The organism is Weissella confusa, from assembly GCA_041871065.1.
Taxonomy (GTDB): Bacteria; Bacillota; Bacilli; order Lactobacillales; family Lactobacillaceae; genus Weissella; species Weissella confusa_A.
Genome location: CP168942.1, coordinates 1,639,032 through 1,664,179 on the forward strand (window position 1 = coordinate 1,639,032; position 25,148 = coordinate 1,664,179).

Annotated in this window: 30 protein-coding genes; 5 read left to right on the top strand and 25 right to left on the bottom strand. The window is 44.3% G+C overall.

Annotated elements, in window-relative coordinates:
- Window positions 1-20 precede the first annotated feature (20 nt).
- Entirely contained in the window at window positions 21-1,025 is a 1,005-nt protein-coding gene (locus ACAW68_07975; GenBank protein XGA15413.1) for a rod shape-determining protein, read from the bottom strand.
- Window positions 1,026-1,114: 89 nt separating this feature from the next.
- Window positions 1,115-1,549, bottom strand: a complete 435-nt coding sequence (locus ACAW68_07980; GenBank protein XGA15414.1) for a JAB domain-containing protein — start codon at window positions 1,547-1,549, stop codon at window positions 1,115-1,117.
- A 106-nt stretch (window positions 1,550-1,655) separates the two neighbouring features.
- Here ACAW68_07980 and ACAW68_07985 point away from each other — a divergent pair, with 106 nt between their 5' ends.
- On the top strand, window positions 1,656-2,000 hold the full coding sequence (locus ACAW68_07985; protein XGA15415.1) for a lactoylglutathione lyase: 345 nt from the start codon (window positions 1,656-1,658) through the stop codon (window positions 1,998-2,000).
- 39 nt (window positions 2,001-2,039) lie between these two features.
- On the opposite strand, the gene ACAW68_07990 is transcribed toward ACAW68_07985, so the two are convergent.
- The 12 genes from ACAW68_07990 to nrdH form a co-directional block, all read right to left on the bottom strand.
- The gene (locus ACAW68_07990; GenBank protein ID XGA15416.1) at window positions 2,040-2,876 is read right to left on the bottom strand and encodes a hypothetical protein; all 837 of its coding nucleotides are present in this window, start codon (window positions 2,874-2,876) and stop codon (window positions 2,040-2,042) included.
- A 173-nt stretch (window positions 2,877-3,049) separates the two neighbouring features.
- Window positions 3,050-5,071, bottom strand: coding sequence for an N-acetylglucosamine-specific PTS transporter subunit IIBC (gene nagE, locus ACAW68_07995; GenBank protein XGA15417.1), 2,022 nt, complete (start codon window positions 5,069-5,071; stop codon window positions 3,050-3,052).
- Between the two features lie 128 nt (window positions 5,072-5,199).
- The gene (locus ACAW68_08000) at window positions 5,200-6,072 is read right to left on the bottom strand and encodes a DegV family protein (GenBank protein ID XGA15418.1); all 873 of its coding nucleotides are present in this window, start codon (window positions 6,070-6,072) and stop codon (window positions 5,200-5,202) included.
- A 52-nt stretch (window positions 6,073-6,124) separates the two neighbouring features.
- Window positions 6,125-6,490, bottom strand: a complete 366-nt coding sequence (locus ACAW68_08005) for a CrcB family protein (protein XGA15419.1) — start codon at window positions 6,488-6,490, stop codon at window positions 6,125-6,127.
- Window position 6,491: 1 nt separating this feature from the next.
- On the bottom strand, window positions 6,492-6,866 hold the full coding sequence (locus tag ACAW68_08010) for a CrcB family protein (protein ID XGA15420.1): 375 nt from the start codon (window positions 6,864-6,866) through the stop codon (window positions 6,492-6,494).
- Window positions 6,859-8,409, bottom strand: a complete 1,551-nt coding sequence (locus ACAW68_08015; GenBank protein XGA15421.1) for a ClC family H(+)/Cl(-) exchange transporter — start codon at window positions 8,407-8,409, stop codon at window positions 6,859-6,861. The genes ACAW68_08010 and ACAW68_08015 overlap by 8 nt, the downstream gene beginning before the upstream one ends.
- A gap of 121 nt (window positions 8,410-8,530) precedes the next feature.
- Window positions 8,531-9,301: an ABC transporter ATP-binding protein gene (locus tag ACAW68_08020; protein ID XGA15422.1), complete on the bottom strand. Its 771-nt coding sequence runs from the start codon at window positions 9,299-9,301 to the stop codon at window positions 8,531-8,533.
- The gene (locus tag ACAW68_08025) at window positions 9,294-10,196 is read right to left on the bottom strand and encodes an ABC transporter permease (GenBank protein XGA15423.1); all 903 of its coding nucleotides are present in this window, start codon (window positions 10,194-10,196) and stop codon (window positions 9,294-9,296) included. Before ACAW68_08025 ends, ACAW68_08020 begins: the two co-directional genes overlap by 8 nt.
- Window positions 10,197-10,206: 10 nt before the next feature.
- On the bottom strand, window positions 10,207-11,193 hold the full coding sequence (trpX, locus tag ACAW68_08030; protein ID XGA15424.1) for a tryptophan ABC transporter substrate-binding protein: 987 nt from the start codon (window positions 11,191-11,193) through the stop codon (window positions 10,207-10,209).
- A 303-nt stretch (window positions 11,194-11,496) separates the two neighbouring features.
- The gene (gene nrdF / locus ACAW68_08035) at window positions 11,497-12,459 is read right to left on the bottom strand and encodes a class 1b ribonucleoside-diphosphate reductase subunit beta (GenBank protein ID XGA15425.1); all 963 of its coding nucleotides are present in this window, start codon (window positions 12,457-12,459) and stop codon (window positions 11,497-11,499) included.
- A gap of 117 nt (window positions 12,460-12,576) precedes the next feature.
- Window positions 12,577-14,748 carry a class 1b ribonucleoside-diphosphate reductase subunit alpha gene (gene nrdE, locus ACAW68_08040; GenBank protein XGA15426.1) on the bottom strand — a complete coding sequence of 724 codons (2,172 nt, stop codon included), beginning with the start codon at window positions 14,746-14,748 and terminating at the stop codon, window positions 12,577-12,579.
- 92 nt (window positions 14,749-14,840) lie between these two features.
- Entirely contained in the window at window positions 14,841-15,077 is a 237-nt protein-coding gene (nrdH, locus tag ACAW68_08045) for a glutaredoxin-like protein NrdH (protein ID XGA15427.1), read from the bottom strand.
- A 269-nt stretch (window positions 15,078-15,346) separates the two neighbouring features.
- Here nrdH and nrdI point away from each other — a divergent pair, with 269 nt between their 5' ends.
- Genes nrdI through ACAW68_08060 form a run of 3 tightly spaced genes read left to right on the top strand, consistent with a single transcriptional unit; the run spans window position 15,347 to window position 16,776 of the window.
- A complete protein-coding gene (gene nrdI / locus ACAW68_08050) occupies window positions 15,347-15,796 on the top strand; it encodes a class Ib ribonucleoside-diphosphate reductase assembly flavoprotein NrdI (protein XGA15428.1) in 450 nt (149 codons plus the stop codon).
- A 49-nt stretch (window positions 15,797-15,845) separates the two neighbouring features.
- Window positions 15,846-16,496: a hypothetical protein gene (locus ACAW68_08055; GenBank protein XGA15429.1), complete on the top strand. Its 651-nt coding sequence runs from the start codon at window positions 15,846-15,848 to the stop codon at window positions 16,494-16,496.
- 19 nt (window positions 16,497-16,515) lie between these two features.
- The gene (locus ACAW68_08060) at window positions 16,516-16,776 is read left to right on the top strand and encodes a hypothetical protein (GenBank protein ID XGA15430.1); all 261 of its coding nucleotides are present in this window, start codon (window positions 16,516-16,518) and stop codon (window positions 16,774-16,776) included.
- Between the two features lie 199 nt (window positions 16,777-16,975).
- Here ACAW68_08060 and ACAW68_08065 read toward each other — a convergent pair whose 3' ends face one another.
- From ACAW68_08065 to ACAW68_08105, 9 genes are all read right to left on the bottom strand, one after another.
- Complete coding sequence (locus ACAW68_08065; GenBank protein XGA15431.1) at window positions 16,976-17,647, bottom strand: LysM domain-containing protein; 672 nt, start codon at window positions 17,645-17,647, stop codon at window positions 16,976-16,978.
- Window positions 17,648-18,158: 511 nt separating this feature from the next.
- Window positions 18,159-18,500, bottom strand: a complete 342-nt coding sequence (locus tag ACAW68_08070; protein ID XGA15432.1) for a cysteine desulfurase — start codon at window positions 18,498-18,500, stop codon at window positions 18,159-18,161.
- Between the two features lie 42 nt (window positions 18,501-18,542).
- On the bottom strand, window positions 18,543-19,376 hold the full coding sequence (locus tag ACAW68_08075; protein ID XGA15433.1) for an alpha/beta hydrolase: 834 nt from the start codon (window positions 19,374-19,376) through the stop codon (window positions 18,543-18,545).
- 128 nt (window positions 19,377-19,504) lie between these two features.
- Window positions 19,505-20,518 (bottom strand): VOC family protein, encoded by a 1,014-nt coding sequence (locus ACAW68_08080; GenBank protein XGA15434.1) that lies wholly within the window; start codon window positions 20,516-20,518, stop codon window positions 19,505-19,507.
- Between the two features lie 245 nt (window positions 20,519-20,763).
- Window positions 20,764-21,456 (bottom strand): 5'-methylthioadenosine/adenosylhomocysteine nucleosidase, encoded by a 693-nt coding sequence (locus tag ACAW68_08085; protein XGA15435.1) that lies wholly within the window; start codon window positions 21,454-21,456, stop codon window positions 20,764-20,766.
- Between the two features lie 37 nt (window positions 21,457-21,493).
- The gene (locus ACAW68_08090; protein ID XGA15436.1) at window positions 21,494-21,808 is read right to left on the bottom strand and encodes a hypothetical protein; all 315 of its coding nucleotides are present in this window, start codon (window positions 21,806-21,808) and stop codon (window positions 21,494-21,496) included.
- On the bottom strand, window positions 21,808-22,380 hold the full coding sequence (locus ACAW68_08095; protein ID XGA15437.1) for an NUDIX hydrolase: 573 nt from the start codon (window positions 22,378-22,380) through the stop codon (window positions 21,808-21,810). Before ACAW68_08095 ends, ACAW68_08090 begins: the two co-directional genes overlap by 1 nt.
- A gap of 1 nt (window position 22,381) precedes the next feature.
- A complete protein-coding gene (locus ACAW68_08100) occupies window positions 22,382-22,594 on the bottom strand; it encodes a cold-shock protein (GenBank protein ID XGA17018.1) in 213 nt (70 codons plus the stop codon).
- A 23-nt stretch (window positions 22,595-22,617) separates the two neighbouring features.
- The gene (locus ACAW68_08105; protein ID XGA15438.1) at window positions 22,618-22,986 is read right to left on the bottom strand and encodes a DUF3397 family protein; all 369 of its coding nucleotides are present in this window, start codon (window positions 22,984-22,986) and stop codon (window positions 22,618-22,620) included.
- Between the two features lie 119 nt (window positions 22,987-23,105).
- On the opposite strand from ACAW68_08105, the gene ACAW68_08110 reads away from it, so the two are divergent.
- Window positions 23,106-23,225: a DUF4044 domain-containing protein gene (locus ACAW68_08110; protein XGA15439.1), complete on the top strand. Its 120-nt coding sequence runs from the start codon at window positions 23,106-23,108 to the stop codon at window positions 23,223-23,225.
- A gap of 105 nt (window positions 23,226-23,330) precedes the next feature.
- On the opposite strand, the gene ACAW68_08115 is transcribed toward ACAW68_08110, so the two are convergent.
- Window positions 23,331-24,452 (bottom strand): ATP-grasp domain-containing protein, encoded by a 1,122-nt coding sequence (locus tag ACAW68_08115; GenBank protein XGA15440.1) that lies wholly within the window; start codon window positions 24,450-24,452, stop codon window positions 23,331-23,333.
- A gap of 23 nt (window positions 24,453-24,475) precedes the next feature.
- Window positions 24,476-25,147 (bottom strand): glycoside hydrolase family 73 protein, encoded by a 672-nt coding sequence (locus ACAW68_08120; protein XGA15441.1) that lies wholly within the window; start codon window positions 25,145-25,147, stop codon window positions 24,476-24,478.
- Between the last annotated feature and the right edge of the window lies 1 nt (window position 25,148).

The following is a 25,148-nucleotide window of genomic DNA, read 5'->3' on the forward strand; positions in this document are numbered from 1 at the left end:
GGCGTTATCGTTAAAATTGATTAGTTGTTCTTCAAAACATCGATTGACTTCAATGCTTCACCAGTACCGATGACAACTGCATCCAATGGCTCTGGTGCAACGAATACTGGCACCTTAGTTGCTTCAGCAATTACTTCATCAAGGTGCTTCAACATAGCACCACCACCAGTCAAAACGATACCGTGGTCGATAACGTCAGCTGCAATTTCTGGAGACGTCTCTTCCAACGTCTCCTTAATAGCAACGATGATTTCAGCAATGACATCCTTGATAGCTTCGGCAACATCAGTCGCTTCGATATCAATCGTCTTTGGCAAACCAGTTACCAAGTCACGACCGCGAGCCGTTGTACCTTCCATGTCCTTGGCAGCTTCAACATCAGCTGATCCAACTTCCATCTTCAAACGTTCTGCCGTTTGCTCACCAATCAATACTGAGTACTTTTGGCGGATGTATGACATGATAGCTTCATCAAGCTTATCACCAGCCATACGGATTGAACGTGATGACACGATACCACCCAATGAAATTGTGGCAACGTCAGTCGTTCCACCACCAAGGTCAACAACCATTGATCCAGTTGGTTCCATAACTGGCAAACCGGCACCAACAGCAGCTGCGAATGGCTCTTCAATCACGTAGGCGTCACGAGCACCAGCAACACGGGCAGCATCGATTACTGCACGACGCTCAACAGCCGTTACACCAGATGGTACACCGATTGTAACGTATGGCTTTGAGCCACGACCACCCAAGGCCTTGCCTAGGTAGTACTTCAACATCGCAACAGTTGTTTCGTAATCAGCGATAACACCATCGCGCATTGGGCGGATAGCCTTGATTGAACCTGGCGTACGACCCAACATATCACGGGCAGCTGCACCAACGGCAACAACCTCGTTTGTCTTTGTGTTGCGCGCAACTACTGATGGCTCGCGCAAGACGATTCCCTTACCTTCAATGTATACCAACGTGTTGGCAGTTCCTAGGTCGATTCCGACATTTCGAGTTCCAAATGAAAACACGGCTTTTATCCCTTTTCTTTACTAATTTTTATTATCATTCATCGTATGGCACTACATAAAAACGCCACATTAATTTCTTATTTAGTGTATCACAAGTTGTTAGCATCCGTCCATAAATCATACAGGGTTTCAAGGCCGATTTTGGGTAACTCCCCTGTCGCTCTTAGGCTCACAAAACCGTCTAATCCAATGATCATAAAATCGAAAAAATGTACCTGCATCAAGGTGCTGCAATACGCTAGTTGTCGCATAAAAAGTCGATCCGCTAGCGATGCTTTTAAATTACCGCTCGGATGATTATGAACCAAAATAAACCCATAGGCATTCAACGCCACCAATCGCCTAAAGATGTCGCGCGGGTGAATCGATACCCCATCTAACGTTCCTTGTGCCACTTGTTGTAGCTCAAGCACACGCATTTGTGTATTAACCGCAATTAACCAGCAACTTTCTTGTGGCTTATCACCATATTCATTCGCCAAGTATTGTCCCAACTCAGCAACCGATTTGATTGTTTGTAACATTCGTCGCACCTCCATTAATAAAGAGGGCGCAAACACCAATTTTTCCAAAAATGTGATTTTTATCAATCACAGCGTATAATTGAAAATAAAAAAGGAAGTTTGTTTAATGCGTGTTCGTAAGTTTACCCCACTCCGTATTCCAAGCAAAAACGTTGCTCGTGCGGTTCGCTTTTACCGTGAAGTGTTTGATTTACCAACTGAATTTGGTGAAAATGAGTCACGTCACCTATACTTCGACCAACAATCAATTGTGTTTGAAGAAGATCCAGACGCTGAACCAATTACAGTTCAGGTAACAGTTCGTGACCATAAGGAAACGGTTGAAAACCACTTCATCAACTACTACGTCACCCAAGCAAAGCCAGCAACCGAATCAGAAGATGGTCGTCACATCATTTTCCATCTTGATGATTTCGAGGGCAACCACATCGAAGTGATTGCCAACAAATAAAGTAAAAGGAGAGGAACCTATGTTCACTCTCCTTTTCTTTTACCTATTTTCAGCACGTTGATACCAGACCGTTACCAATTCTTCGGCTAAATCAGCCATATCAGTCATGCCAATAGCAGCAGCATTTGCAACTTGTTGCTTTACTGCATCCCATTCGTGGTTTTCCAACTGACTAACCACGGTTGCCCACCAAGCGAAGCTCATTGCACTCTTAGCTTGGTTAGCCATCCAGTCAGCCACTTGTTTAAATATCTCTAAATCAAATTCATCCGCCTTAAGCAATTCAATTAGATAACGCGCTGTCGTTGCATTTAGGCGCTCCATCGTACCGTGAGGCCATGCTTTTTGCCAAATAACTGACAAATAGTTGAAAGCATCCTTTTGCTCGACTTCAGCAATCACCGGATACAATAGCGCAACGTCCATTTCGCGCCAAATCTTAACAGCCTCAAATGAATCAATCAAAATCTGTTGGGCAATTTGTGCATGCTCATAAGGAATCAATCGTGCGTGTAGCACGTCTGCCAAACTCGCCACGCGCAAGAAGCCACGTGCCATGGTGTTACGGAATAGTTGATAGCTACGTCGACTTACTTCCTTAATCGTCTCAGGATCACGCTTACGGTTAGCGTCTAACAACTCGTTCATCAATCCTTCAACTGTGTCTTGCCCGTTAACCAATTCCGTATTAATTTCGGCACCCGTTAAAAGCAAATGACTCATAAACGAAATGAACCCTTCAGCAGGTAAATCGTTTTCTTCATTCAAATAACGGTAGTAACGGTTTCGGCTAATGCCGATATTTGCCAACTCCCGGACAGGAATGTCATTTGCCTGTCGAATTTCATTTATTCGTTCACGATTAATTAAGCTCATTCGTTTTACCTTCTAAACAAATCTCTCTATATAATTATTTCTCTGCACAATCGTGCCCGTACGCTCATGTTTGAGTGTACCACCCACGGAACATACGTTCAACAAAAAATGCTTACTTTTCTTTCAGTAAAAAAGCCCGAACAGTTCGTTCGAGCTTCCTTAATTATATGTGATTAAAAGATAACGCGTCCAACATAGTTGCCGCCGATACCATCAAAGATATCCTCGTCATCTACCTTAACTTCAGCATTTTCAGCCAAGCCCATGAAGATAACCATCGTCGTGGCAAGCTTACCCGCTGCCTTAACTGCTTCGATATCCATCGTTGCAAGCAAGTCACCGTGCTTAACCTTATCGCCAACTGATACCTTCACATCAAATGGTTCTCCGTTCATTTCAACGGTGTTAATTCCCATGTGAACCAACACTTCCAAACCACTTTCCGTACGCAAACCAATAGCGTGCTTCGTTGGCGCAACCATCGTTACTTCAGCATCCAATGGCGCGGTAATGTTGTTATCAGATGGTTCAATTGCGAAACCATCACCCATCATCTTTGACGCGAACGTCTCATCTTGAACGTGCTCAAGGTGAAGCAATGAGCCATTTGCAACGGCAAAGAAGTTTTCTTCCTTACCAGCTGGAGCATCATCCACTGGCTTTGCTTCGTCAGCAGACAATGGATTCTCCAACTTAGATGAAATTTCACCGTTGTAAATCTTCTCAACGTTATCGGCAACGAATTGCACATCCGGACCGATAACAATGTGAATTTGGTGATCATCCAAAACGTTAACACCCATAACACCAGGTGTCTTCTTCAAGGCATCAACGTCAGCCAATGACGTATCTGTCATCTTGTAACGCAAACGCGTCGTGCAGTTGTAGAGGTACGTCAAGTTTTCCTTAGCAGAAGCATCCCCACCAAGTGCTGACCAAACCATACGTGCCGTGCGGAGATACTTATCTTCGCCACCAACCGTTGCAGCCTTACCAACTTGAACGTTGTTAGCTGCATCGTCGTCATCCTTAGGATCACGTCCAGGTGTCATCAAGTTGAACTTCTTAATCGCAAACGTAAAGATTGCGTAGTACAAAACAGCAAACACAAGACCTTGCACAAGCAACATGTAAGGCTTGTTAGCCAATGGCATTGAGAAACTCAAAACGTAATCAACCAAACCACCTGAGAACGTAAATCCTGACGTCCAGTGGAAGAAAGCTGCAATTGCCAATGACAATCCCATCAAAATAGCGTGGATAACATACAAAGGCCATGCTACGAACATGAATGAGAATTCCAATGGTTCCGTTACACCAGTGAAGAAGGCAGCGATTCCAGCAGCCAACATCAATGATCCAACACGCTTCTTTTGCGCTGGACGTGCTTGACGATAAATCGCAAACGCACCAGCGGGCAAACCAAACATCATAACTGGGAAGAAGCCAGCTTGGTACATACCAGTAATACCCTTTGTACCAGTTGATGCCCAGTAATTTCCGATATCATTAATACCAGCAATGTTAAACCAGAACACAGAGTTCAATGCGTGGTGCAATCCCGTTGGAATCAACATACGGTTGAAGAATCCATACAAACCAGCACCAACCCAGCCAAGACCTGAGATAAACTTAGCGAACGTTACCAAGCCCGTGTATACTGGTGGCCACACAAACAATAGTGCAACTGAGATAACCAACATCGCCACCGCAGAAATAATTGGTACTGAACGCTTACCACTAAAGAACGCAAGCGCCGTTGGCAAGCGAACTTCACTGAAACGGTTGTACAAAGCAGCTGCAACTAGTCCAGCCACAATTCCAAGCAAGACGTTGTTATTTACCAATGCCTCAAATGCCGGATTAACGTGTGCGACTTTCACATTCGTCAACGTAGCGATTTGTGCCGGTGCCAACAAGAAGACTGGCAACTCGTATGCCACGACAGCAGCCAAAGCCACCGCACCAGCTTCCTTCTTTTGCACCATTCCAAGTGCAAGACCGACAGCGAACAACAATGCCAATTGTCCTAAGACACCGTTACCAGCAATTGCTAAAAAGTTTCCAATCGATTGGGCGACTGAACCATCGATGCGCATAATCCAGTTTCCGATACCAACCAACAAAGCAGCAGCTGGCAAAACTGAAACAGGCAACATCAATGAACGACCCATTCGTTGTAGATAGTCTTTCATTTGTAAATCCCCTACTAATAATTCCTAAAGATATTTTGTATACCAATGTTATCTATTTTACGCTTATGCCTTATTTTGACAATGCTAAAAAGGTCTATACCACACGATAGTTGGTATAGACCTTTTACTTAAATTTCTAATGTTTTGTAGTCTTGGGCCCAGATGAGTCCCATTGCCTTTTCACCAGTGTGAACACCGATGTAAGGTCCGATGATGCTACGTTCAACAACAATATCAGGGAATTGTTCCGTCAAATCAGCTGCCCATTGATCAGCCAAATCAGGATTGTTACCATCCACAATCGTAGCACGAATCTTGTAATCCACACTATCGTGAACCGCCTTAAAGTCAGCTTCAATCTTCTTCCAGGCACGCTTCATCGCACGTTCCTTACCAATTGCAATAATCTTCGTATCTTCAAAGGTTAGCAATGGCTTGATGTTTAGCAATGACCCCAACGTTGCTTGGCCACCAGAAATGCGACCAGTGCGTTGCAAGTGACGAATTTCATCCACGGCGAACAACACCTTCGTTGTCGCACGTAGTTCTTCCAAACGCGCTAGGATAGCTGGCACTTCTTTGCCAGCCATCACCATTTCAGCTGCCAACTTAGCTTGATTTCCGGCCCCACTAGCAGCAATTTGTGAATCCCATACGTGAACGTTAATGTCATCCACCGTACCAGCCAACGATTCAAGTGACGAAAAGGCACCTGAAATACCTGATGACAGCACGACAACAATGACATCTGTGTATCCAGCTTCAGCTAATTCATCAAACTTAGTCATGAACGCCCCGATTTCTGGTTGAGACGTCGTCAATGCCGGTTCAGCCGTACGCTGAAATGTGTAAAATTCTTCTTGAGATGCCCAGCTCTCATTTTCATGAAAAACTTGCTCACCCATCATAATAGGATCGTTGATTTGATAGATGTTCAATGCTGCCAAATCAGCTGGCGCAATATAACTAGAACTATCAACTAAAACTGCAATCTTACTCATAATATCCAACTCCAAAATTGTATATGTCGTGTATCAATTTAACACGAAATGATTAGAATAGCGACCCTAGCCAAAAACCAATCAGCAATACTGGTACACCACCAGCAAAGGCCAACACGGTTTTCAACAAAACTCGGGTTCGTTCTGATCGATTAGGCAACCCATTGGCGAGCTCAACGATGGGTGTTGAAAAAGTAGAATAACCACCCATAATACCGGTTGCCCAGAATGTATTCTGTAACAGCGGCAAGTGCATGCCGAACAAAATACCAATTAAAAACGCGGCCGTTAAATTAATGACCATTACCATCCAAGCGCTTGCCGTGCCAAATACCTTGGGTGCCATTTCCAAAAGTGAAAAGCGACCCATTGAGCCAATCACTGCACCTAACCCTGCTAGTCCAATTTGTATCAACATCCTACGCCACCACCTTTTCAGCGAGCGCACGACCGGCATACACAACTAATACACCGCCGACAATGCTTAAGACAATATAGACAAAGCCGATTAACCAACCATGCTTAACCATATCCAAAATGGCTGTTGAGTACGTCGTATAGGCTCCTAGCACCCCAACCATAATAAAGTCGGCGAGGGATTGGGCCAGCGTAATTTTCTTTGACCAAATCACAACTAAGAATGCTGATACGAAGGTACCGGTTAGATTAATGACTAACGTAGACAATGGAAAAGACGTTACTTGGATGAGCAACGCAAGCAATTCACGTAATGCCCCACCAAAAAAGCCCCCAACGCCCACAGCTACTAACCGTTGCCAAAACAACTTATCCATGTTGCGTCTCCGTTTCCTTATTCAAATCTTGCATCACAGCCCAAACCTGCTTGAATTGTGCTTCATCAGTCAACAATGACAATTCATCCCCAACTTGTAAGATGAAATCACCATTTGGCAAGTGCTCTTCACGACCACGACGGATACGTTGAATCAAAACACCTCGTGGCAATTGCAGTTGACGCACTTCGGCATCTTCAAGTGAACTACCTGGCGCCACGACAAACGTCATTTCTTCAAGACGACCGCGCAAAGCAGATAGTTGATCTGGCAAACGCAAGCGAGCCAACAATGACTCATAAATTGGTTCACCACCTAAGAAATCGACCACTAGATAAGCAATCAATGCCACAATTGCCATAGCAACTAGGTGCGTCATTGATCCCACCATTTCAGCAATCAATACAATGGCTGTAAATGGTGCTTTTGAAATACTTGCGAAGTAACCAGCCATGCCGACAATCATCATATTCATTACATTGATTGGTGCAAGCAACCCAAAATGAACAAGTACCGCACCAAACAAAGCGCCTGACAATGCCCCCAACGTTAGGATTGGTAAGAAGATACCACCTGGCACCCCTGAGCCAAACGCAATCGTTGAGTAAACAAAGCGCAAAATAATCAGACCAATCAAGACACCAATCGTCGGCATAAAGTTAGCATCGTGCAAAATCAAGCTTGCACCACCGCCAAGGGCTTGTGGTGCCCAGATACCAACCGGAATCAACAATAGGAAGACGACAATAAAGTGGTAGTGACGTGGTAGCCACTTCAACCAGCGGAACATGTTAGGTGCCCACAAGGTTGCACGTTGATAAGCGTAACCGAACAAGCCCAATAAAACACCCAAGACTGGCAACCAGGCATAGTCTGCTAGTGGCAAGTGATGCAGATTAGTCATGCTAAGCACTGGCGTTAGACCAAAGACATTCACTGATACCATGTCCGCAACAACAGCACTTGTTAATGCACCTAGCCAAACCAGCATTGAGAAGGTGCGGTATACCTCTTCAAGCACAAATAATGTACCAGCAACTGGCGCTCCGAACGCGGCTGACAAGCCGGCTGCAGCCCCCATCGCAATCATTAGTTTGTTGTTTCGTGAATCAAAGCCTCGCTTTTCACCATATAATTGGGCAACCGCGGCGCCCAGCTGAATTGATGGACCTTCGCGACCAAGCATCGCACCTGAACCAATTGTTAATAGTCCAGCTGTAAATTTACGCCACAACACAGAGAACGGATTAACCGTCATCTGTCCCGCCAACTGCCCTTCAACTTGCGGAATACCAGACCCATTAACGTTAGGGTCACCTTTAATGATTTGGCCAACAATGAATGTAAATAGAATCATGGCAATTATTGTGCCGGCCAACCAGAAGCCCTTATCTGGTGAAACAACAAGTTGATGATAGACATGGCGCCACTGATCTAGAATCAGCTCAACCAACCAACGAAATGTACTGACGACGATACCAACCAGAATGCCGACCACCACGGCCCGACCAACTGTTAGCAAGCGTGTCCGATCAATTTTCATCTCACACCTCCGTAAAAAAACTCACCTTTTAATTTACCACTTTTGTCACCGTGATGGGGCGAATATGTCTGCGATCAAAAAAGAGGACAACACCGAAATGTTGTCCTCACTTATGCTTATGTTAATAACGGTTAAAGTAGCCTAACAAATCAGGAACCGTAAATTGTTGCTTTTCTTCACCTGACACATCTAGTGAGATTTGACCAGCTGACATGATAATCAAACGATTACCGTATTGAATCGCATCTTCCAAATGGTGCGTAATCATCAAGGCCGTCAAATGATCCTCACGAACGCGTTGGTCAGTCACAGCCATCAATTGCTCACTCGTCTTTGGGTCCAACGCTGCTGTGTGCTCATCGAGCAACAACAATTCTGGACGCAAACGCGTGGCCATCAAAAATGATAGTGCTTGTCGTTGTCCACCTGACAAGTCGCCCGTCGCAACATTCAGACGTGAATCCAAACCATTTCCCATCGTCGCAGCGACTTTGGCAAAATCAGCCAACTTTTCTTTCGTCAAGCCACGTCCCTTCAAACGACGAGACAACCCGCGACGTTCCGCAAACAATAAGTTCTCTGCCACCGTCATACGAGGCGCCGTACCCAACTTAGGGTCTTGGAACACACGTGCCAAAAACTTCGTGCGTTGCGTTTCAGACAATCGTGTGACATCCTCATCACCTAGGTAAATGTGTCCGCTCGTCAATGCAAGTGAGCCAGCGATAACATTGAACAACGTTGACTTACCAGCACCGTTAGATCCCAACACTGTGACAAAATCACCTTCGTTCAACGTCAATGAAACATCATTCAAGATTGTTTTTTCTTCAGGCGTACCTTGGTTAACCACCACCGTAGCATTTTCTAATCGTAAACTTGTCTTAGTCATGTGAGGCGACCCCCTTCTTCAAAACACTATCTAGTTTCAACACTTTGCGAAGTTGTGGCAACGTCAAGGCCACACCAAGCACAACAGCACTGAACAAGTTCAAATCGTTGGCGTTGAAGCCCAAGTAAAGGACGATAACCAACACGAAGCGGTAAAGCACAGAACCAATGACAATCGTTACCAAACGGTCTGTCAAAGACATTTGATCCGTGAACACAACCTCACCAATGATGATTGACGCCAAAGCAACGACGATGATACCGATTCCCATGTTAACGTCCGCAAAGCCGTTGTTTTGTGCAACTAATGCACCACCCAAGCCAATCAAACCGTTAGAAATCATCAACCCCATAATCGTCATGTTATCTGTATTAACACCGAGCGAACGCGCCATCGCACGGTTGTCACCCGTCACAATGAATGCTTGACCAAGTTCTGTTTGCAAGAAAATAGCCGTCGCTGCCGTTACAACCACAATGATTACCAATCCAACAACCACCGTTGGGAAGTTCTTAGGCAAGAAATCAAGGAAGTCTGCTGAAAATAGGGTCCCTTTACCAAGCAAAGAACGGTTGGCCTGACCCATGATACGCAGGTTAATTGAGTAAACCGCCGTCATTGTCAAAATACCAGCCAACAAAATAGGCACCTTACCCTTGGTGTAAATCAAGCCGGTCACCAACCCTGCCAATGCACCCGCACCAGCCGCAATCAAACTTGCCAATCCTGGATTCATACCGTTTGAAATCAACGTAACTGCCGTTGCGGCACCTAGGGGAAAAGTTCCTTCAACTGTCATATCCGGGAAATCCAAGATACGAAAAGTCAAAAACAACCCAATTCCAAGTGTCGCCCACAAGAGTCCTTGTCCAATCGCTGAAACTAAAATATTCATACCGTTCTCCTTACTTCACGAACTTCGCGTGATCGTAGCCCTTTGGCATCGTTAACCCTAACTTCTCAAGTTGGGACTTGTTCACAACCAATTCACCAGTCTTTGTAAAATCAACTGGCAACGTCTTAGGGTTAGCCCCCTTCAAAATCTTTGCAACCATCTTCCCAGTCATAACACCAATGTTTTTCTGGTTGATTGATTCAGCGGCAACACCACCATCTTTAACCATCGTATCGACCGTTGGGAACACTGGCACCTTAGCGGCGTCCGTGTTCTTAATCAATGTTGTCATGGCCCCAGCAATCGTGTTATCAGTTGGCACAAAGACAGCATCAACGTTATGGTTTTCAACCATTTGTAGTGACGTTTGATTCAAATCATTTGATGACGCGATTGAGTACGCCTTCACCTTTAGTCCCGCCTTCTCAGCCAGCGCAATCATCTTGCGTGCTTCAGTCGTGGCTGAGTCATCTGATGATGTGTAGATAACGCCCAGCGTCTTCATGTCCGGCAAAAATGCTTTCATCATCTTCAATTGTGCCTCGAGCGGCGCCTGATCAGAAACACCCGTGACATTGCCACCTGGCTTCTCATAGCTCTTGACCAACTTGGCACTCATTGGGTTCGTCGAAGCCGAAAACACAACCGGCTTATCATTAATTGTATTGGCCAATGCAACCGCTGCCGGTGTTGCAATACCAACTGAGACAGCAGCACCTTCGTTCTCAAACTTTGTTGACATCGTCTTCAAGTTAGATTGATCACCTTGCGCATTTTGGAAATCAATTTTGACATCCTTGCCCACTGTGTATCCACTATCTGCCAAACCTTCCTTGATACCCTTATTAATCGCATCCAATGCTGGGTGTGACATAAATTGCAAAACGCCCACTGTTGGGACCTTAGCTGCTTTATGTTCCGCGATTGATTCTTGGACCCCTGCTGCAACAAGTACTGCAGCTAATAAGCCGACAGCAGTCAATACTTTCTTGTTCATAACCTTTACCCCGTAAATAATTGCAAAATAAAACCGCGAAAGAGTCACCTTGCGTGCCCCTTTCGCGGTAAAAAGAAAGGCCTGCGCGGTAACCCGTGCAGACCTTTCGTTAACGGAAATCAGTCGGCACAGACTCAATACTTACGCTCCAAAAGAGCACGTACCGAATCTGCTTCAACCACAGTTCGGACGCGTTAGCTGCGCCACCAACCATTCAATTGTACTGTCGTCTTAAACATAACTGTTTCCACCTAATGTTTCATCTTGAGAATTATGATAACATTTTAAATTTTGTAATGCAACCTAATCCAAGCCAATGTTGTAGTCATCGTCTTCCATCACTTCGACTTGACCCAAACGGTAACCATTGCCGACTTGTGAGAAGAAGTCGTGGTTAGACGTTGTCGTGGAAATACCATTCATCACAATTGGGTTAACATCTTCTGCCCCATCAGGGAACAGTGGATCTTGACCTAGGTTCATCAATGCCTTGTTTGCGTTATAACGCAAGAATGTTAGCACTGATTCCGTCCAACCGATTTCATCGTACAGATGCTTCGTGTAGTTTTCTTCGTTATTGTACAAATCCAACAACAAGTCATACATCCACATCTTCATTTCTTCTTGCTTGTCTTCAGGCAACTCATTGAAGCCTAATTGGAATTTGTAACCAATGTAAGTTCCGTGAACTGATTCATCACGCAAAATCAACTTAATGATTTCAGCAACGTTGTTCAACTTGTTGTGGCCTAGGTACCAAAGTGGCGTGTAGAACCCTGAGTAGAACAAGAACGTTTCCAAGAATACAGACGCTACCTTCTTTTGTAGGTCATCCCCAGTTTGGTAAATCTGGTTAATTCGTTGCGCCTTGTACTGCAAAAATTCATTGGTATTTGTCCAGTCGAAAATCTCTTCAATCTCAGCTGGCGTGTTCAACGTTTCAAAAATTGATGAGTATGACTTCGCGTGAACAGATTCCATAAACTCGATATTGTTCAATACCGCTTCTTCGTGTTGTGTACGAACGGACTTCTTCAATGACGCCATACCATCTTGTGATTGAAGCGTATCAAGCAACGTCAAGCCACCAAATACGTGACCCACCAAGTAGTGTTCGTTTTCAGCCATCTTACGCCAATCATCCAAGTCATTTGACAACGGAATACGCGTGTCTAGCCAAAATTGTTCAGTCAACTTTTCCCAAGTCGCCTTGTCGATTGCGTCCTCAACATTATTCCAGTTGATTGCAACATATCCTTCAGTCATTCGATGTTCTCCTTCAGTCGAAAACGGCCAGGAAGTCATTCACTCACTGACCGTTTTCTGAGCTACTGGTGTTGATTATACCAGCTCTGCATTTTTAGTGTGCGCAAATCCAATTAATCAGATTGAGCAGCTTTCACACTCATTCACGCCAAACTCTTCCATGTCATCGGTATAAGTTCGAACGTAGTAAATTGACTTGATGCCCTTGTGATAAGCATACATACGCAAGATGTTCAAATCACGGGTCGTCATCTTTTCAGTACGCCCATTCTTCCATTCATACAAGCCAGCTGGAATTGTTGAACGCATAAACAACGTTAAAGCCATTCCTTGATCAATGTGTTGTTGTGCCGTGGCATAAACATCAATCACCTTACGCATATCCAAGTTATACGCTGATTCGTAGTATGGCAATGTATCCGTACCCAAGTATGGTGCTGGGTAGTAAATCTTACCAATCTTCTTTTCTTGACGTTCCTCAATCTTGTTAATGATTGGGTGCAAAGATGCCGTTGAATCATTAACGTATGAAATTGATCCCGTTGGCGCAATCGCCATACGATAAGCATTGTACAAGCCGTGCTTTTGGATTGATTCCTTGAGCATTGCCCAATCGTGCTTAGTTGGGAAATGGTGCTTCTCAAAAATTGCCTTAACCTTATCAGTCTTTGGCGACCAATCAGCCATCAGATACTTATTGAAGTATGAGCCATCGGCATAAGCTGACTTTTCAAACTCAAAGAATGATTCACCGCGTTCTTTAGCAATCTTATTTGAAGCTAGCAATGTGTAGTAATTCAACATCAAGAAGTAGGCGTTGGTAAAGTCAATCGCTTCTTCATCCCCATAGTGCATGTGGTTCTTAGCAAAGAATGCGTGCAACCCCATCGCACCCAAGCCAACAGCATGCAATTCACGATTTCCATTTTGCACTGAAGGGACAATATCCAAGTTAGAGTTGTCAGAAACGAACGTCAACGCACGGACCATCGTGTCCACTGAACGTTCAAAGTCAGTCGTTTCCATCATATTTACGATGTTAGTTGACCCCAAGTTACATGAAACATCTGACCCCATCTTGTAGTATTGTTGATCATTACCAATTTCAGAAGCTTTTTGCACTTGCAAAATCTCTGAGCAAAGATTTGATGACACAACCTTACCGTGAATTGGATTAGCTGCATTTACCGTATCAATGTTAATCACGTATGGATAACCTGATTCTTGTTGCATCTTTGAAATTTCGTTTTCCAAGTCACGTGCACGAATCTTAGTCTTCTTGATACGTGGATTACGAACCATGTTGTCATACTCGGCCGTGATATCAACGTAGTTAAATGGCTCACCATATTCACGTTCAACATCATAAGGTGAGAACAAGAACATATCAGCGTTCGAACGAATCAAGTCGTAGAACTTATCTGGTACGGTTACACCAAGTGACAACGTCTTCACACGAACCTTTTCATCCGCGTTTTCCTTCTTGGTCGCCAAGAAGCCCATAATGTCTGGGTGGAAGACTGACAAATAAGCCACACCAGCCCCATTTCGTTGTCCCATTTGGTTTGAGTATGAGAATGAATCTTCCAACAACTTCATCACCGGCACAACACCTGAAGCGGCATTCGCAATCCCCTTAATTGGTGCACCTGCTTCACGCAAGTTTGATAGGTTAATACCAACTCCACCACCAATCTTTGACAACTGCAATGCTGAGTTAATCACACGACCAATTGCATTCATATCATCAGTCGTTTGCAAAATAAAACATGACACCAATTCACCACGTCGTGAACGACCCGCGTTCAAGAACGATGGCGTGGCTGGCTGATAACGTTGGTGAATCATTTCATCAGCCAAGTTTAATGCCAATTCTTCATTACCGGCACCGTAGAACAACGCGTTCATAGCGACACGATCAATGTAGTTTTCGACATAATAATCCCCATCGTTAGTCTTAACAGCATATTGCGCATAAAACTTGTACGCAGCCATGAAAGACTTAAATTGAAAATCTTGACTCTTTAGATAGTCATACAAACGTTCAATGAACGCAAATGAATAACTGTCCAACATCTTTTGATCCACAAAATCATGTTCGATTAAATAATCGAAGCGATCACGAAGGGAATCGAATTGAAGTGTGTTTGGTCGAACGTTTTCTGCCAAGAAAGCTTCTAAAGCTTCCTTGTCCTTTCCCAATTGGATGCTGTTATCCTTGGGAATATTCAATTCATTATTTAAATCAAAGTAGGTGACCTTATCTAGGTCCAAAGTAGCAAGTGACATATCATTTCCCCCGTGTTACCTAACGTAAAGCGGAACCCCCATGGCTGCACCGACGTTTAGGTAGTATTGCCAACAACTAGCTGTTTGTGTCGTTACATTGCTTTGGCAAGTTGTGCCAACAAGTCAGGTCGGAAGCCCTTAATCGGCTCAGCATCGTTTGTGAACACAACTGGTACAGCTTGGTAACCTTGATCCTTCAAGAAAGTCAATGCTGCTTCATCTTCTTCAACATTCTTTTCAACGTAGCTAACCCCATATTGTGCCAACGTCTTCTTTGTCATCATGCATTGCACACAGTTGTTCTTCGTATATACAGTAACGTTTTGCATATTATTCACCTTTATCTTTCGGTTTTATATTTTCTGACATTTGCTAATATCTGTCTCTGAGTATAGTCAGGTACATAACAGAATGCAAGGCGTAACTTTTGAAGAAAAAAAGGCTTGACAGCGCTATTTACCGCCAAATCAACCTTCCGAATAGTTTATTAAAAAATCATTAAATATAACTTTCCGTTATGTACAAAAAGGGTGTGTTTTTTGTGATTGTGCTAGTGTATAGTGGAATAAATGGTAAAGAAACATATGAGGAAAACAACATGAAAGTTCGTCTTTTGTATATATCAATTTCCGGAAATACGCGGTCATTCGTTAAAAACCTTGTGACTTACGCTCATGAACAAGGTGAACTTGAGTTTGAACCCGTAGAAATTTCGGACGGCAGCGCTGATACCGATGAAGTCGCACCTTATTTTGCTTTGGTCCCAACGTACCTAGATGGTGGTAATGGGATTGACAACGGCGTACATGAAATTATGACTAACGCCTTGTACGACCAAATCGAGGCCGGCGATAACGCGCAGCAATTATTAGGCATCGTCGGATCTGGTAATAAGAATTTCAACGCACAGTACATTCTCACTGCGCGCCGTTACGCACAAGCGTTTAATGCACCAGTCATCGCTAACTACGAGCTACGTGGCACACCACGTGATGTAGAACGCGTTTACAAAGCTATGCATCAACGTCTAGTTGAGGCTGGGTACTAAGCAAGCGTATAATAGTTGTCATGCGATTTAACCATGAAAGGAGCGTCAAATGGCAACTGCAAAAACAAAAAAAGTCGCTCTGACTCGTGAGCGACGACAAGAAACATGGCGTAACTTAACGACCGAACAGCAGGCTATCTTAAAACAGCACATTCGCTATCAACACACATCACTGTTTGTTGATCAGAATTTGGTTGGCCATGGTAAAAATTGGGAATTTGTTGCCTACAACTACAACGATAACTACGATAGTAACTCTGGACCACAGTTGTATTGTGACTGTGGTCGCCGATTGAAACACCAATATGTGTTGCAAAACGAGGATGGCAAGCTCATTAAGCTCGGCATCACCCACTTTGCTGATCACATCGGTATTCCAGAAGCGGTGATGCGTCAATTGCAGACTCAGATTCATCACTTGGATTTTGGCCTCGATGAGCTATTGCAGCGTATTCGTCGTCACGCTGGCCTCAATTCAGAAATGCGTGCGTGGTTCATTGATAACCACACCGCCTATCCCGACTTCCCGATTGACGCGGTTGATTTTGTTTCCAACGAATTACCCTTGGAAAAGGATGTACAGGCTGAAATTGTCCGTCAGTACAAGAAAGCAACCTATGTGCCAAAAGAACGCCAACCACGACGTAAGAAGCCGAAGTTAAACAAAGCTGCTTGGGAAGAGTTATTCCGTGAGATCTAATCATAGAACGGAGCAAATCATGGAACGTTTACTTATTCTAGCAAACGACGATCAAGGTGAAGGCATTTTAATCGACGATGACCGCCACCTTGTCTCACAAATTTTGGTGCCAAATCGTTTTGATTATAGCCACCTGACAGACGTCACCACGGTTTCAACACCGACCGACGTCTATTCAGCACAAATGCAACTCCTCGCAAACGACAAGTACTGGATGTGGCCTGTAAAGGGTTCTATCCTAACGTTTCCGGCAGCTGCTGATACACATAAAGCAGACTGAGAATGTCGGAGGTTTTAACCTCCGACGTGACCAAGTCGCCCTTATCAGGTGCGTCTTTGGTCTTACGTCTGACTGAAGTCAGGCGTTTTAGACCAACAGCTGCTGTGACAAAGCAGAGTAAACAAATAACCGCCACACTTCCAAGTTGAAGTGTGGCGGTTTTGTGTTATCGATGTATTTTCTTATTTAAAGCAGTATCTTACCACCAACCGTTAGCTGCACGGAAGGCAATTGCTGAATCAACTGAACCGTAACGTGACGTTGCGTAGTTCAACATACCTGCAGTTTGGTCAGAAACGCTACCCGTTCCCCATGATTGGTTCGTTTGACCCAATCCCTTGTATTGACCGTTTGATGCATCTGGGTTTCCACCTGATTCAGGCATAACGATAGCCGTCCACAAAGCATCAGTACCACCAGCAGCGATAAATTGATCATAAGTTGAACCTGAAGCGGCAGCAGTCGTTGTATTCGTAGTCGTTGCGGCAGGTGCCGTGTATGATACTTCTTGTGCAACTGGTGCTTCTGATTGTGCTGTGTAATCAACAGTCGTTACAGGTGCCGTGTATGACACTTCTTGCGTAACAGGTGCTTGTGAAGCAACAACGGCAGCAACATCAGCTTGCGTTGCGTCGTATGAAGCGTTTGAAGCAACACCGTCAATTTCAACTTGTTGACCAACGAAAATTACGTTAGCGTCAGCAATGTTGTTGTTGGCAACCAAAGTGTCAACCGTCGTGTTGTGGTTAGCTGCAATTTGTGACAACGTGTCACCTGATTGTACCGTGTACGTATCTGCAGATGCGTTTTCGGCCATAGCGAACGTAGCCAAACCAGCAACAGTCAATGCAGTAATCATCTTCTTATTCATGGGGAAAAACTCTCCTTCTAATTAACTCTATCTTTTCAATTACTATCAGGTACACGCCATTAGGATCATCGCTAATGTGTGACACCTGTATCTCTTAACAACATGTATTAGTTTATCAATCAGAGCGGTTGTTTTGTTACAAAACGAAGTCATTACGTAACGTCATAATTGCCTAAACCGACCTTTTGTGTAACATTTACGTAATATTACTAAAAATAAGTGCTCAAATGTCGATTAGAATAGTCTTTTAAAAAATATTATTAACCAGTTAACATTCGCCATATTCCGGGCTTTTTCGGGACTAATTACGTAAAATTAGGTTTAAATTTAGTTTATTGGCCCCTTTTATGTCACGATTGTTACAATATAAAAGTAACGATTCAATATTTCGTTAACTTTTGGATAGCAGCCGACTACCAGAAAAGCCCTAAACTAAAGGATTCCTTAACATTTCGTGCAAAAAAAAGAGCATTCCAATCGCGACTGGAATGCTCTTTTCTATATATACGACCTAGTCGACCGTCAAAATCTCACGATCAACTAGTTCATTCAAGTAGAAATGGTACAACTCGACCATCTCTTCGTTATCTTTGCGGGCGAAAATGTTAACAGTTGCTGCCCCATTTGGGTTAACTGTCTTGATTTTCATCCCCGTCAAGTCCTTGTTCACAACGACTTTGAGCTTGATTGCATTAGCAAGTCCCTTAGCCGGCTCAAGTGAGCGTTGCATGACGTACGCACCAGCGTTGTTAGTCACGAAGCCCGTGTCACCCAATGCATACTTCTTCAATTGCGGGTTAAAGTGGTAAGTTACTGAATCCCCAGCTACTTTTACTGTTGTTTCAAATGCCATTGTGACATCTCCTCTTAACTAGTTCTTATGTGAATAAGTTTACTAGTCTTCGGGCAACTTTTCCACTACATCTTCATCATCGGCAGGTTGACCATCTGGGTAGTGCCACTCGTGGTCATCCTCTTCGTGGTGGTGGTCGTGTCCATGGTCATGACCATGATCGTGTCCGTGATCGTGATCATGTTCGTCCGCGCCGTACATCAATGATGCTGGCCATTCAGGCTCGTCATCCACGTCCAACAAGTCGTTGGCATCCAACCAAAGCTTTGCAGCTTGCATTTCAGGTTGTGACATTGTGTGTGACGTCTTCGTCGCAAACGTAGACAACAATGCCCCACCCTTACGCAAGTCTTCAGTCAACATATCAAAGTTTGTCTCAGAAATGATTGGGTCAAACTCACCGAACGTTGCAAACACACGTGAATCCGTCAAATCTTGAATATCATCACCCAAGCGTTCAACTGACATCGCGTGGAACAGCAACGCCGTCTTCCATGGTGTATCTTCGCGGGCCATCATGGCGTGTGCCCCGACGTTCGCCCCGTTTGAGAATCCCATCATAATCATTGATTCTTCGTGCAATTCGTAGCGCTTAGAAAGCTCATGAACCGCATCAACCAACCAATCCGTTTCTGCGTGAAGTGACTCTAGATTGAACTCACCTTCTTCGTAGCGTTCAAAATAACGATTCATGCCGTTTTCACTAACACGACCACGAATAGAAATCTTTGGGTTTTCAGGTGCCATAAATTCGGCAATTTCAAGCAAATCCGTTTCATCTCCACCAGTACCGTGTAGCAATAGCAATGGTGCTAAATCAGGATCACCTGATACATAGGCGTGTCGAATGTTGTTCTTATACTTTTTCTTGGCCATCGTCCTATTCTCCGTTCAAATTGTGTCTCCATTATACCTGTAAGCGCTAACTTTTAACAAGCAATAGTGTCCAGATACAAAAGAAGCAGGTCATAAGCGCTGCTTACGTCCTGCTTCAATCATATTAATTAGTTTTCTGCATTATCAGAAACGTTCTTCTTGAACACTTCTGGTGATGGCAAATCATCTTCAGCTGAGTTAAATGGAATCAAACCAGCTTCGATTTCATCACGCATGTTCTCCAAGAATGGTGGCAACTCCAAGTGGTGTCCAGCCTCTTCGTACGTCTCGTCTTGCAAGAATCCTGGTCCGTTCGTAGCGATTTCGAACAAGATTCCTGGTGTTGGACGGAAGTACTCTGACTTGAAGTAGAATCGATCCACGAAGCCTGAGTCTTGGAATCCCAATTGACGCAAACGGTTGATCCAGAAGTTCAAAGCCGTTTCATCATCAACTGCCAAGGCGAAGTGGTGCGCATTTCCGTAACCTTGCAAACCACGTGGCAACAAACGTACCAAACGCGTGTGAACTTGACCACCGAAAACAGCGTTGTCGAATTCGTACAAAACGTCATCGCCGTCGCGAGCAACTTCCTTAGCACCCAATACAGATGTCAAAACCATGTGCATTGCGTTCTCGTTGTTGATCGTCAACAATTGTGCACCCAAACCTAGGATAGCGTGCTCTGGCTCAACTGATGAGTATTGCCATGGCGTACCTTCAGCCCAAGTACCCGTGTTCTTCTCGTTTGACTCCAAGGCGTACAATTGTCCGTCGAAGTCTTCGAAGTCCAAGTACTTAACACCGAACTCTTCGTGAGTTTCAGCCTCGTGCTTAACACCGTATTCGTCAAAACGCTTAATCCAGTAATCGAATGATGCGTCTGATGGGATACGGAAAGCCGTACGCGTAATTTCGTCAGTACCGTGGATGGCCTTGTTGATGCCTGGGAAGTCGAAGAACGTCAAAACCGTTCCAGCTGATCCCATGTCATCAGTAAAGTACAAGTGGTACGTACGTACGTCGTCTTGGTTAACAGTCTTCTTGATCAAGTGAAGACCCATAACACCTGAGAAGAAATCAAAAATCTTTGGTGAATCTGACGTAATCGTCGTCAAGTGGTGAATTCCACGGATAGTCATATTCGGATGCTCCTTCGTTTATGTGATTCTCTTATTGAATGTAATTAGAATACCAGAAGTAAATTTAAATGGGAAATAAAAAGGTGTACTTTTTGTAAGTTAATTTTATTATTCCCTATTGCTGACTATATTATAGTAGGAAACTGACATTATTGCCGTGATTAACGTCTTATTTGAGGTTTGTGTCGCCGCTAACTACAAAACAAAAAAGCCATTACCCCCTACTGGAATAATAGCCTTCATCATTATTGCTTGTTAAAGAAGTCGATCAACACTTGTGCTGATTGCTTACCCGCTTCGATGATAAACTCATCAAACGTTGGACCAGCTTCACCATTAGCGTTATCTGAAATAGCACGGACAACAGCAAATGGTACATCGAAGTAGTGCGCAACTTGAGCAATTGATGCACCTTCCATTTCAGCTGATTGGGCTTCTGGGAAGTGCGTCAAGATGTTTTGCTTTTGCTCATCACCTGAAATAAATGAATCGCTCGTCACAATCAAACCACGAACCAAACGTGCGTCTGTGACATCCCCATAAGCTTCAGCCAAACCAGCTGAAAGCGTTGCGTCAGTTACAAAACGAGCTGGTTGTTGTGGTACTTGACCATAATCGTAACCAAAGGCACGTGCGTCTGCATCTGAGTATGCCAATTCGCTAGCAACGACAACGTCACCGATACGCAAATCCGCACCCAAAGCACCAGCAGAACCTGAGTTAATCACTGCATCAACTGCAAAGTTGGTAATCAACAAAGTCGTCGTCAAAGCTGATGCAACCTTACCAATACCAGACTCCACAACAACGACATCAACGTTGCCAATCTTACCGTGGTGGAACAACTTACCAGCGATAGTTGATTGCTTCTCATCAGTCATCGCTGCCACTAGGGCTGCCTTTTCTTCGGCCATTGCATTAATAATACCGTAACGCATATCTCTCAAAATCTCACTTTCAACTTTTACTTCTATACTATAGTAGGAACAACACCAGGTATGTCACCACAATTAACACGACCAAAACTAACATCGTGATATTTAAGCGACGCTTCAAACGCGCTGTCTTACCCGCTTCCGTCAAACGACGGGTTACTGGATCTAATTCGTAGCGACCCTTACCGCTCAAACGGTGTTCTTCACGCGTAAGTGGTGTGTTGGTTGGCTCAGCCTCGCCGCGCAATCGGCTCAGGCGTTCCTGCATGTTCTCTGGGGTTTCAAATTCACCAGCAAAGCTATAATCTTCATCTGGGACATTCTCATCCGGTCGTTTACGCTTGAATCCAAACATTATGCCCTACCTGCCAAACGAAGCGTCTTCCAGTAAAGATACGCCATCGCTGTCTTACCATCGTCTAATTCACCAGCTTCAAACAATCGCGTTGCTTCATCAAAATCAACATAAAGCAAATCGATTTGCTCGTCATCATCTTGTGGCAATTCATCAGTCACTGGCTTTAAATCAGTTGCTAAATACAACGTCATGAATTCATCCGCAAAGCCAATTGACGTGTAGAAACCGGCAATCTTTTCAATTTTACCAGCCGTCAAACGAGTCTCCTCATTTAACTCACGATTAACCGTATCCAATGGATTATGATCACGACCATCCACCTTACCAGCTGGCACTTCCGTCGTTACCTTTTGAACTGGTGCACGCCATTGACGCTCCAAAATCATCTTATCGTCATCCGTTAAGGCAAGCACAGCAATAGCACCACTGTGATGCACCACCTCACGCTTTGACTCACGGCCATCAGGTAACGTAACCGTTTGATTAACTACCCGAATAATGTGACCATTGTATACTTCTTCTTCTGAAATGACTTCTTCACGAAACTTTGCTTCAAATTCATCCGCCATGTTAGTTCTCCTCAGAGCTCCAAACTTCAACTGCTGCTGCTTGTGGGCCACGTACGCCTTGTACAACAACCAACTTTACTGGTTCGCCGACTTCCAAGTCACGAACATGAGGTGTTTCAATCGCTGAGAAGTGAACGAACACGTCGTCTTCACCCTTCAACTCAATAAAACCAAATCCTTTGTCGGCATTCCAAGTCTTAACGTATCCATCAATTTTTTCCATAACTATTTTTCTCTCTATTTCGTTAAAATGAACGCGAAGACGGTCAAGCCAATCAACGCTACAAAACTACCTAAACCAACAATGCGCCACCACATCATCCAAAAAGACTTCATCGTAAATGTTTGACGAACAAATCCTTGGTACAAAGCCAAGCCAATGCCCCACAAAACAAACATAAACAAAACTGGTGGTAACAAAGATAAATGCCATACTTGGAAACTAATCACTTCAATCGCCCACCAAGCAACCAATGTCGCTAAATCAATGGGACGCATCCACTTTGGCCAGGTCAAACGGCGAAACAAGCGGTGAAACAAAATTAAGCCAATCCATGTCGCAAATGCTAAGGCAACCGTTAATGGCCAGTTTAGCGTTGTAAGCATATCGTTGTTTCCCCTTTTCGTTCTTCAATTATTATATTATACCGTGAATTTAAACGTCTGTGACATTTGAACTGAAATCTTGGTACAATAGATGTAATTAAGAAAAAGAGGATTACTTCATGGCAAAGAAGAAGCAAAAGTCTACTATGCAAAAAGTCATCCAAGGATTTGTCATTTTGATGTTGATCTTGTCAGTTCTTGGTGTCTTCATCACATTGTTCCAAGTGATGATGGGTTAATGCATTTTAGTGAGTGGCTGTTACAGATATTGTGACAGCCACTATTTTTATACCAAAAAGGCTACGCGCTGAATTACTCAGTGCGTAGCCTTTTGCATATAACAATTATTCTTCAAATTCCCAAACACCTGCGACGTGCAATTGATTAAACAATTGGTTCGCTGATGAACCACACGCCAAAACGTGGCCAGCCTGTGGCAACATCATATCGTTTTGGTAGAAGGCAAACTTCCAATTTGATTGAATGCCCCAGTGACGACTCAAGGCATCGATTTGATCAGTCGTGAATGGCATATAAACCGCCGCTTGCGACATGAAGACGTCGGTCAACGCTTGCCCCGTAATGGCACGTAGATGTTGTTCAGCCACTGAAACATTAGTCGTTGCATCATACAAAGTCGCTGTTGGCGGGATTCCAGCAGCGATATCACGGACATACAAGTTACCCGTTGCGCTGTAGAAAAATGCCACATTGTATGCCCCGATATACTGCAAGACATCCCCAACACGTTCCGTCACACCCAGCATGACCGTCATCAAGTCGTCAGCAATATCACCAACTGTCCAGGCGCGACGCAAATGTTGCTGGGCAACCATTGTTTGACGCAATGGGTAAGTCTTAATGTCACCATTAACCCCGCGTACTGCCGTCATCGCAAACTCTTGCGCATCATCAAGCCACGTTTCAACAATCAAGGTACCACCGTCAATCATTGGTGCAACAAGCCCCAAGTCCCAGTCGCCACGAAGGATGACCGTATCATCATGATGCTTGTGCTTGAAAATTGGCTTGACCACAACTGGATAACCAAGTTCAGCTGCCGCGTGCGCAACTTCATCCAAAGAACTAACCGTTGCATATGGCAAGATGTTGAATGATTGCGCTTCAGAAAAGGCGCGTCCCAATGCATGGTCATCTGTTAATTCCAGCAATTCCGTGCCTTGTGGCAAACGAGCTGATTGCAATTCAGTAATCATATTGGCTGGTAACCACGAAGACGTATACGTCACCATCGATGACAATGCCATAAAACTGTCAAATTCTGTCTGCTGATTTCCTTGTTCAACAAATCGATAATCTGCTTCAGCCAACACTGGTGCATCTGGCTTCGTGCTGTACGCAGCCACGTTATATCCCATGTTATGGGCACTTTGGGCCAAAGTACGGCTTGTTACGCCGTCGCCAAGGATACCGATTGTCGATCCTGGTAAAAATTCAAGGCTCATAATTTTTCTCGCTTCATTTCTTGCTAATTTACATCATATTGGTTCAAGTTATAAGTTTCAATCATGCGAATGATTTTTTCAGCATACCCGGGATCAGTTGCATATCCCCCGCTAACCAGCGCATACGCAGCTGTCTGATAGTCGGTCGCCTGCAGAACTGCCTGATAGCGTTGTGGATTATCAGACGTACCGTTTACTAACAGCAACGCGTGGTCCGTCATCGAACTACGCCAATCAGCATACGTTCGAAATGCGGCGTTAACCGTCACCCATTCATCGTTAACAAACTCTTTAGTAGATAGTGTAACACTTGGCATGCCTGCTGAGGCTTTTACACCAAAAAAATTATTATATTTCGCTGCTAATTCTGAGCGGCCCCAATCTGATTCTAACGCAGCTTGGGCAATACTGATTGATGCCTTCACACCATATTGCGCTTGCAAACTTTGTGCCTCTGGGGCTAATCGGGCAATAAACTGTTCATGTGTTAGTTCATTAAGGGGTAACTCACTGACCGGTGTCGTTGCTTCGACACGCTGATGTTGTATATCAGTTTGCCACAATGCCAGGCCACCGACAAGGGCGATCACTAAAATAACACGGCCCCGTTGCAGGCGCCCTTTTTTCACGAAGAAATGTGATGGGTGAATCTGAAGCAGTTTCTTACGCCACTGTTGTTTTTTCTTCCTAGCCATC

Coding starts and splice junctions, on each gene's coding strand:
- trpX (XGA15424.1), bottom strand. CDS start 11,193: ATGAACAAGAAAGTATTGACTGCTGTCGGCTTATTAGCTGCAGTACTT.
- ACAW68_08115 (XGA15440.1), bottom strand. CDS start 24,452: ATGAGCCTTGAATTTTTACCAGGATCGACAATCGGTATCCTTGGCGAC.
- ACAW68_08075 (XGA15433.1), bottom strand. CDS start 19,376: ATGGCCAAGAAAAAGTATAAGAACAACATTCGACACGCCTATGTATCA.
- ACAW68_08000 (XGA15418.1), bottom strand. CDS start 6,072: ATGAGTAAGATTGCAGTTTTAGTTGATAGTTCTAGTTATATTGCGCCA.
- ACAW68_08070 (XGA15432.1), bottom strand. CDS start 18,500: ATGGCATTTGAAACAACAGTAAAAGTAGCTGGGGATTCAGTAACTTAC.
- nrdH (XGA15427.1), bottom strand. CDS start 15,077: ATGCAAAACGTTACTGTATATACGAAGAACAACTGTGTGCAATGCATG.
- ACAW68_08095 (XGA15437.1), bottom strand. CDS start 22,380: ATGGCGGATGAATTTGAAGCAAAGTTTCGTGAAGAAGTCATTTCAGAA.
- ACAW68_08090 (XGA15436.1), bottom strand. CDS start 21,808: ATGTTTGGATTCAAGCGTAAACGACCGGATGAGAATGTCCCAGATGAA.
- ACAW68_07980 (XGA15414.1), bottom strand. CDS start 1,549: ATGTTACAAACAATCAAATCGGTTGCTGAGTTGGGACAATACTTGGCG.
- ACAW68_08025 (XGA15423.1), bottom strand. CDS start 10,196: ATGAATATTTTAGTTTCAGCGATTGGACAAGGACTCTTGTGGGCGACA.
- nrdI (XGA15428.1), top strand. CDS start 15,347: ATGAAAGTTCGTCTTTTGTATATATCAATTTCCGGAAATACGCGGTCA.
- ACAW68_07990 (XGA15416.1), bottom strand. CDS start 2,876: ATGAGCTTAATTAATCGTGAACGAATAAATGAAATTCGACAGGCAAAT.
- ACAW68_08085 (XGA15435.1), bottom strand. CDS start 21,456: ATGCGTTACGGTATTATTAATGCAATGGCCGAAGAAAAGGCAGCCCTA.
- nagE (XGA15417.1), bottom strand. CDS start 5,071: ATGAAAGACTATCTACAACGAATGGGTCGTTCATTGATGTTGCCTGTT.
- ACAW68_08060 (XGA15430.1), top strand. CDS start 16,516: ATGGAACGTTTACTTATTCTAGCAAACGACGATCAAGGTGAAGGCATT.
- ACAW68_08080 (XGA15434.1), bottom strand. CDS start 20,518: ATGACTATCCGTGGAATTCACCACTTGACGACGATTACGTCAGATTCA.
- ACAW68_07985 (XGA15415.1), top strand. CDS start 1,656: ATGCGTGTTCGTAAGTTTACCCCACTCCGTATTCCAAGCAAAAACGTT.
- nrdE (XGA15426.1), bottom strand. CDS start 14,748: ATGTCACTTGCTACTTTGGACCTAGATAAGGTCACCTACTTTGATTTA.
- ACAW68_08065 (XGA15431.1), bottom strand. CDS start 17,647: ATGAATAAGAAGATGATTACTGCATTGACTGTTGCTGGTTTGGCTACG.
- ACAW68_08110 (XGA15439.1), top strand. CDS start 23,106: ATGGCAAAGAAGAAGCAAAAGTCTACTATGCAAAAAGTCATCCAAGGA.
- ACAW68_08105 (XGA15438.1), bottom strand. CDS start 22,986: ATGCTTACAACGCTAAACTGGCCATTAACGGTTGCCTTAGCATTTGCG.
- nrdF (XGA15425.1), bottom strand. CDS start 12,459: ATGACTGAAGGATATGTTGCAATCAACTGGAATAATGTTGAGGACGCA.
- ACAW68_08005 (XGA15419.1), bottom strand. CDS start 6,490: ATGTTGATACAAATTGGACTAGCAGGGTTAGGTGCAGTGATTGGCTCA.
- ACAW68_08055 (XGA15429.1), top strand. CDS start 15,846: ATGGCAACTGCAAAAACAAAAAAAGTCGCTCTGACTCGTGAGCGACGA.
- ACAW68_08120 (XGA15441.1), bottom strand. CDS start 25,147: ATGGCTAGGAAGAAAAAACAACAGTGGCGTAAGAAACTGCTTCAGATT.
- ACAW68_08020 (XGA15422.1), bottom strand. CDS start 9,301: ATGACTAAGACAAGTTTACGATTAGAAAATGCTACGGTGGTGGTTAAC.
- ACAW68_08010 (XGA15420.1), bottom strand. CDS start 6,866: ATGGATAAGTTGTTTTGGCAACGGTTAGTAGCTGTGGGCGTTGGGGGC.
- ACAW68_08015 (XGA15421.1), bottom strand. CDS start 8,409: ATGAAAATTGATCGGACACGCTTGCTAACAGTTGGTCGGGCCGTGGTG.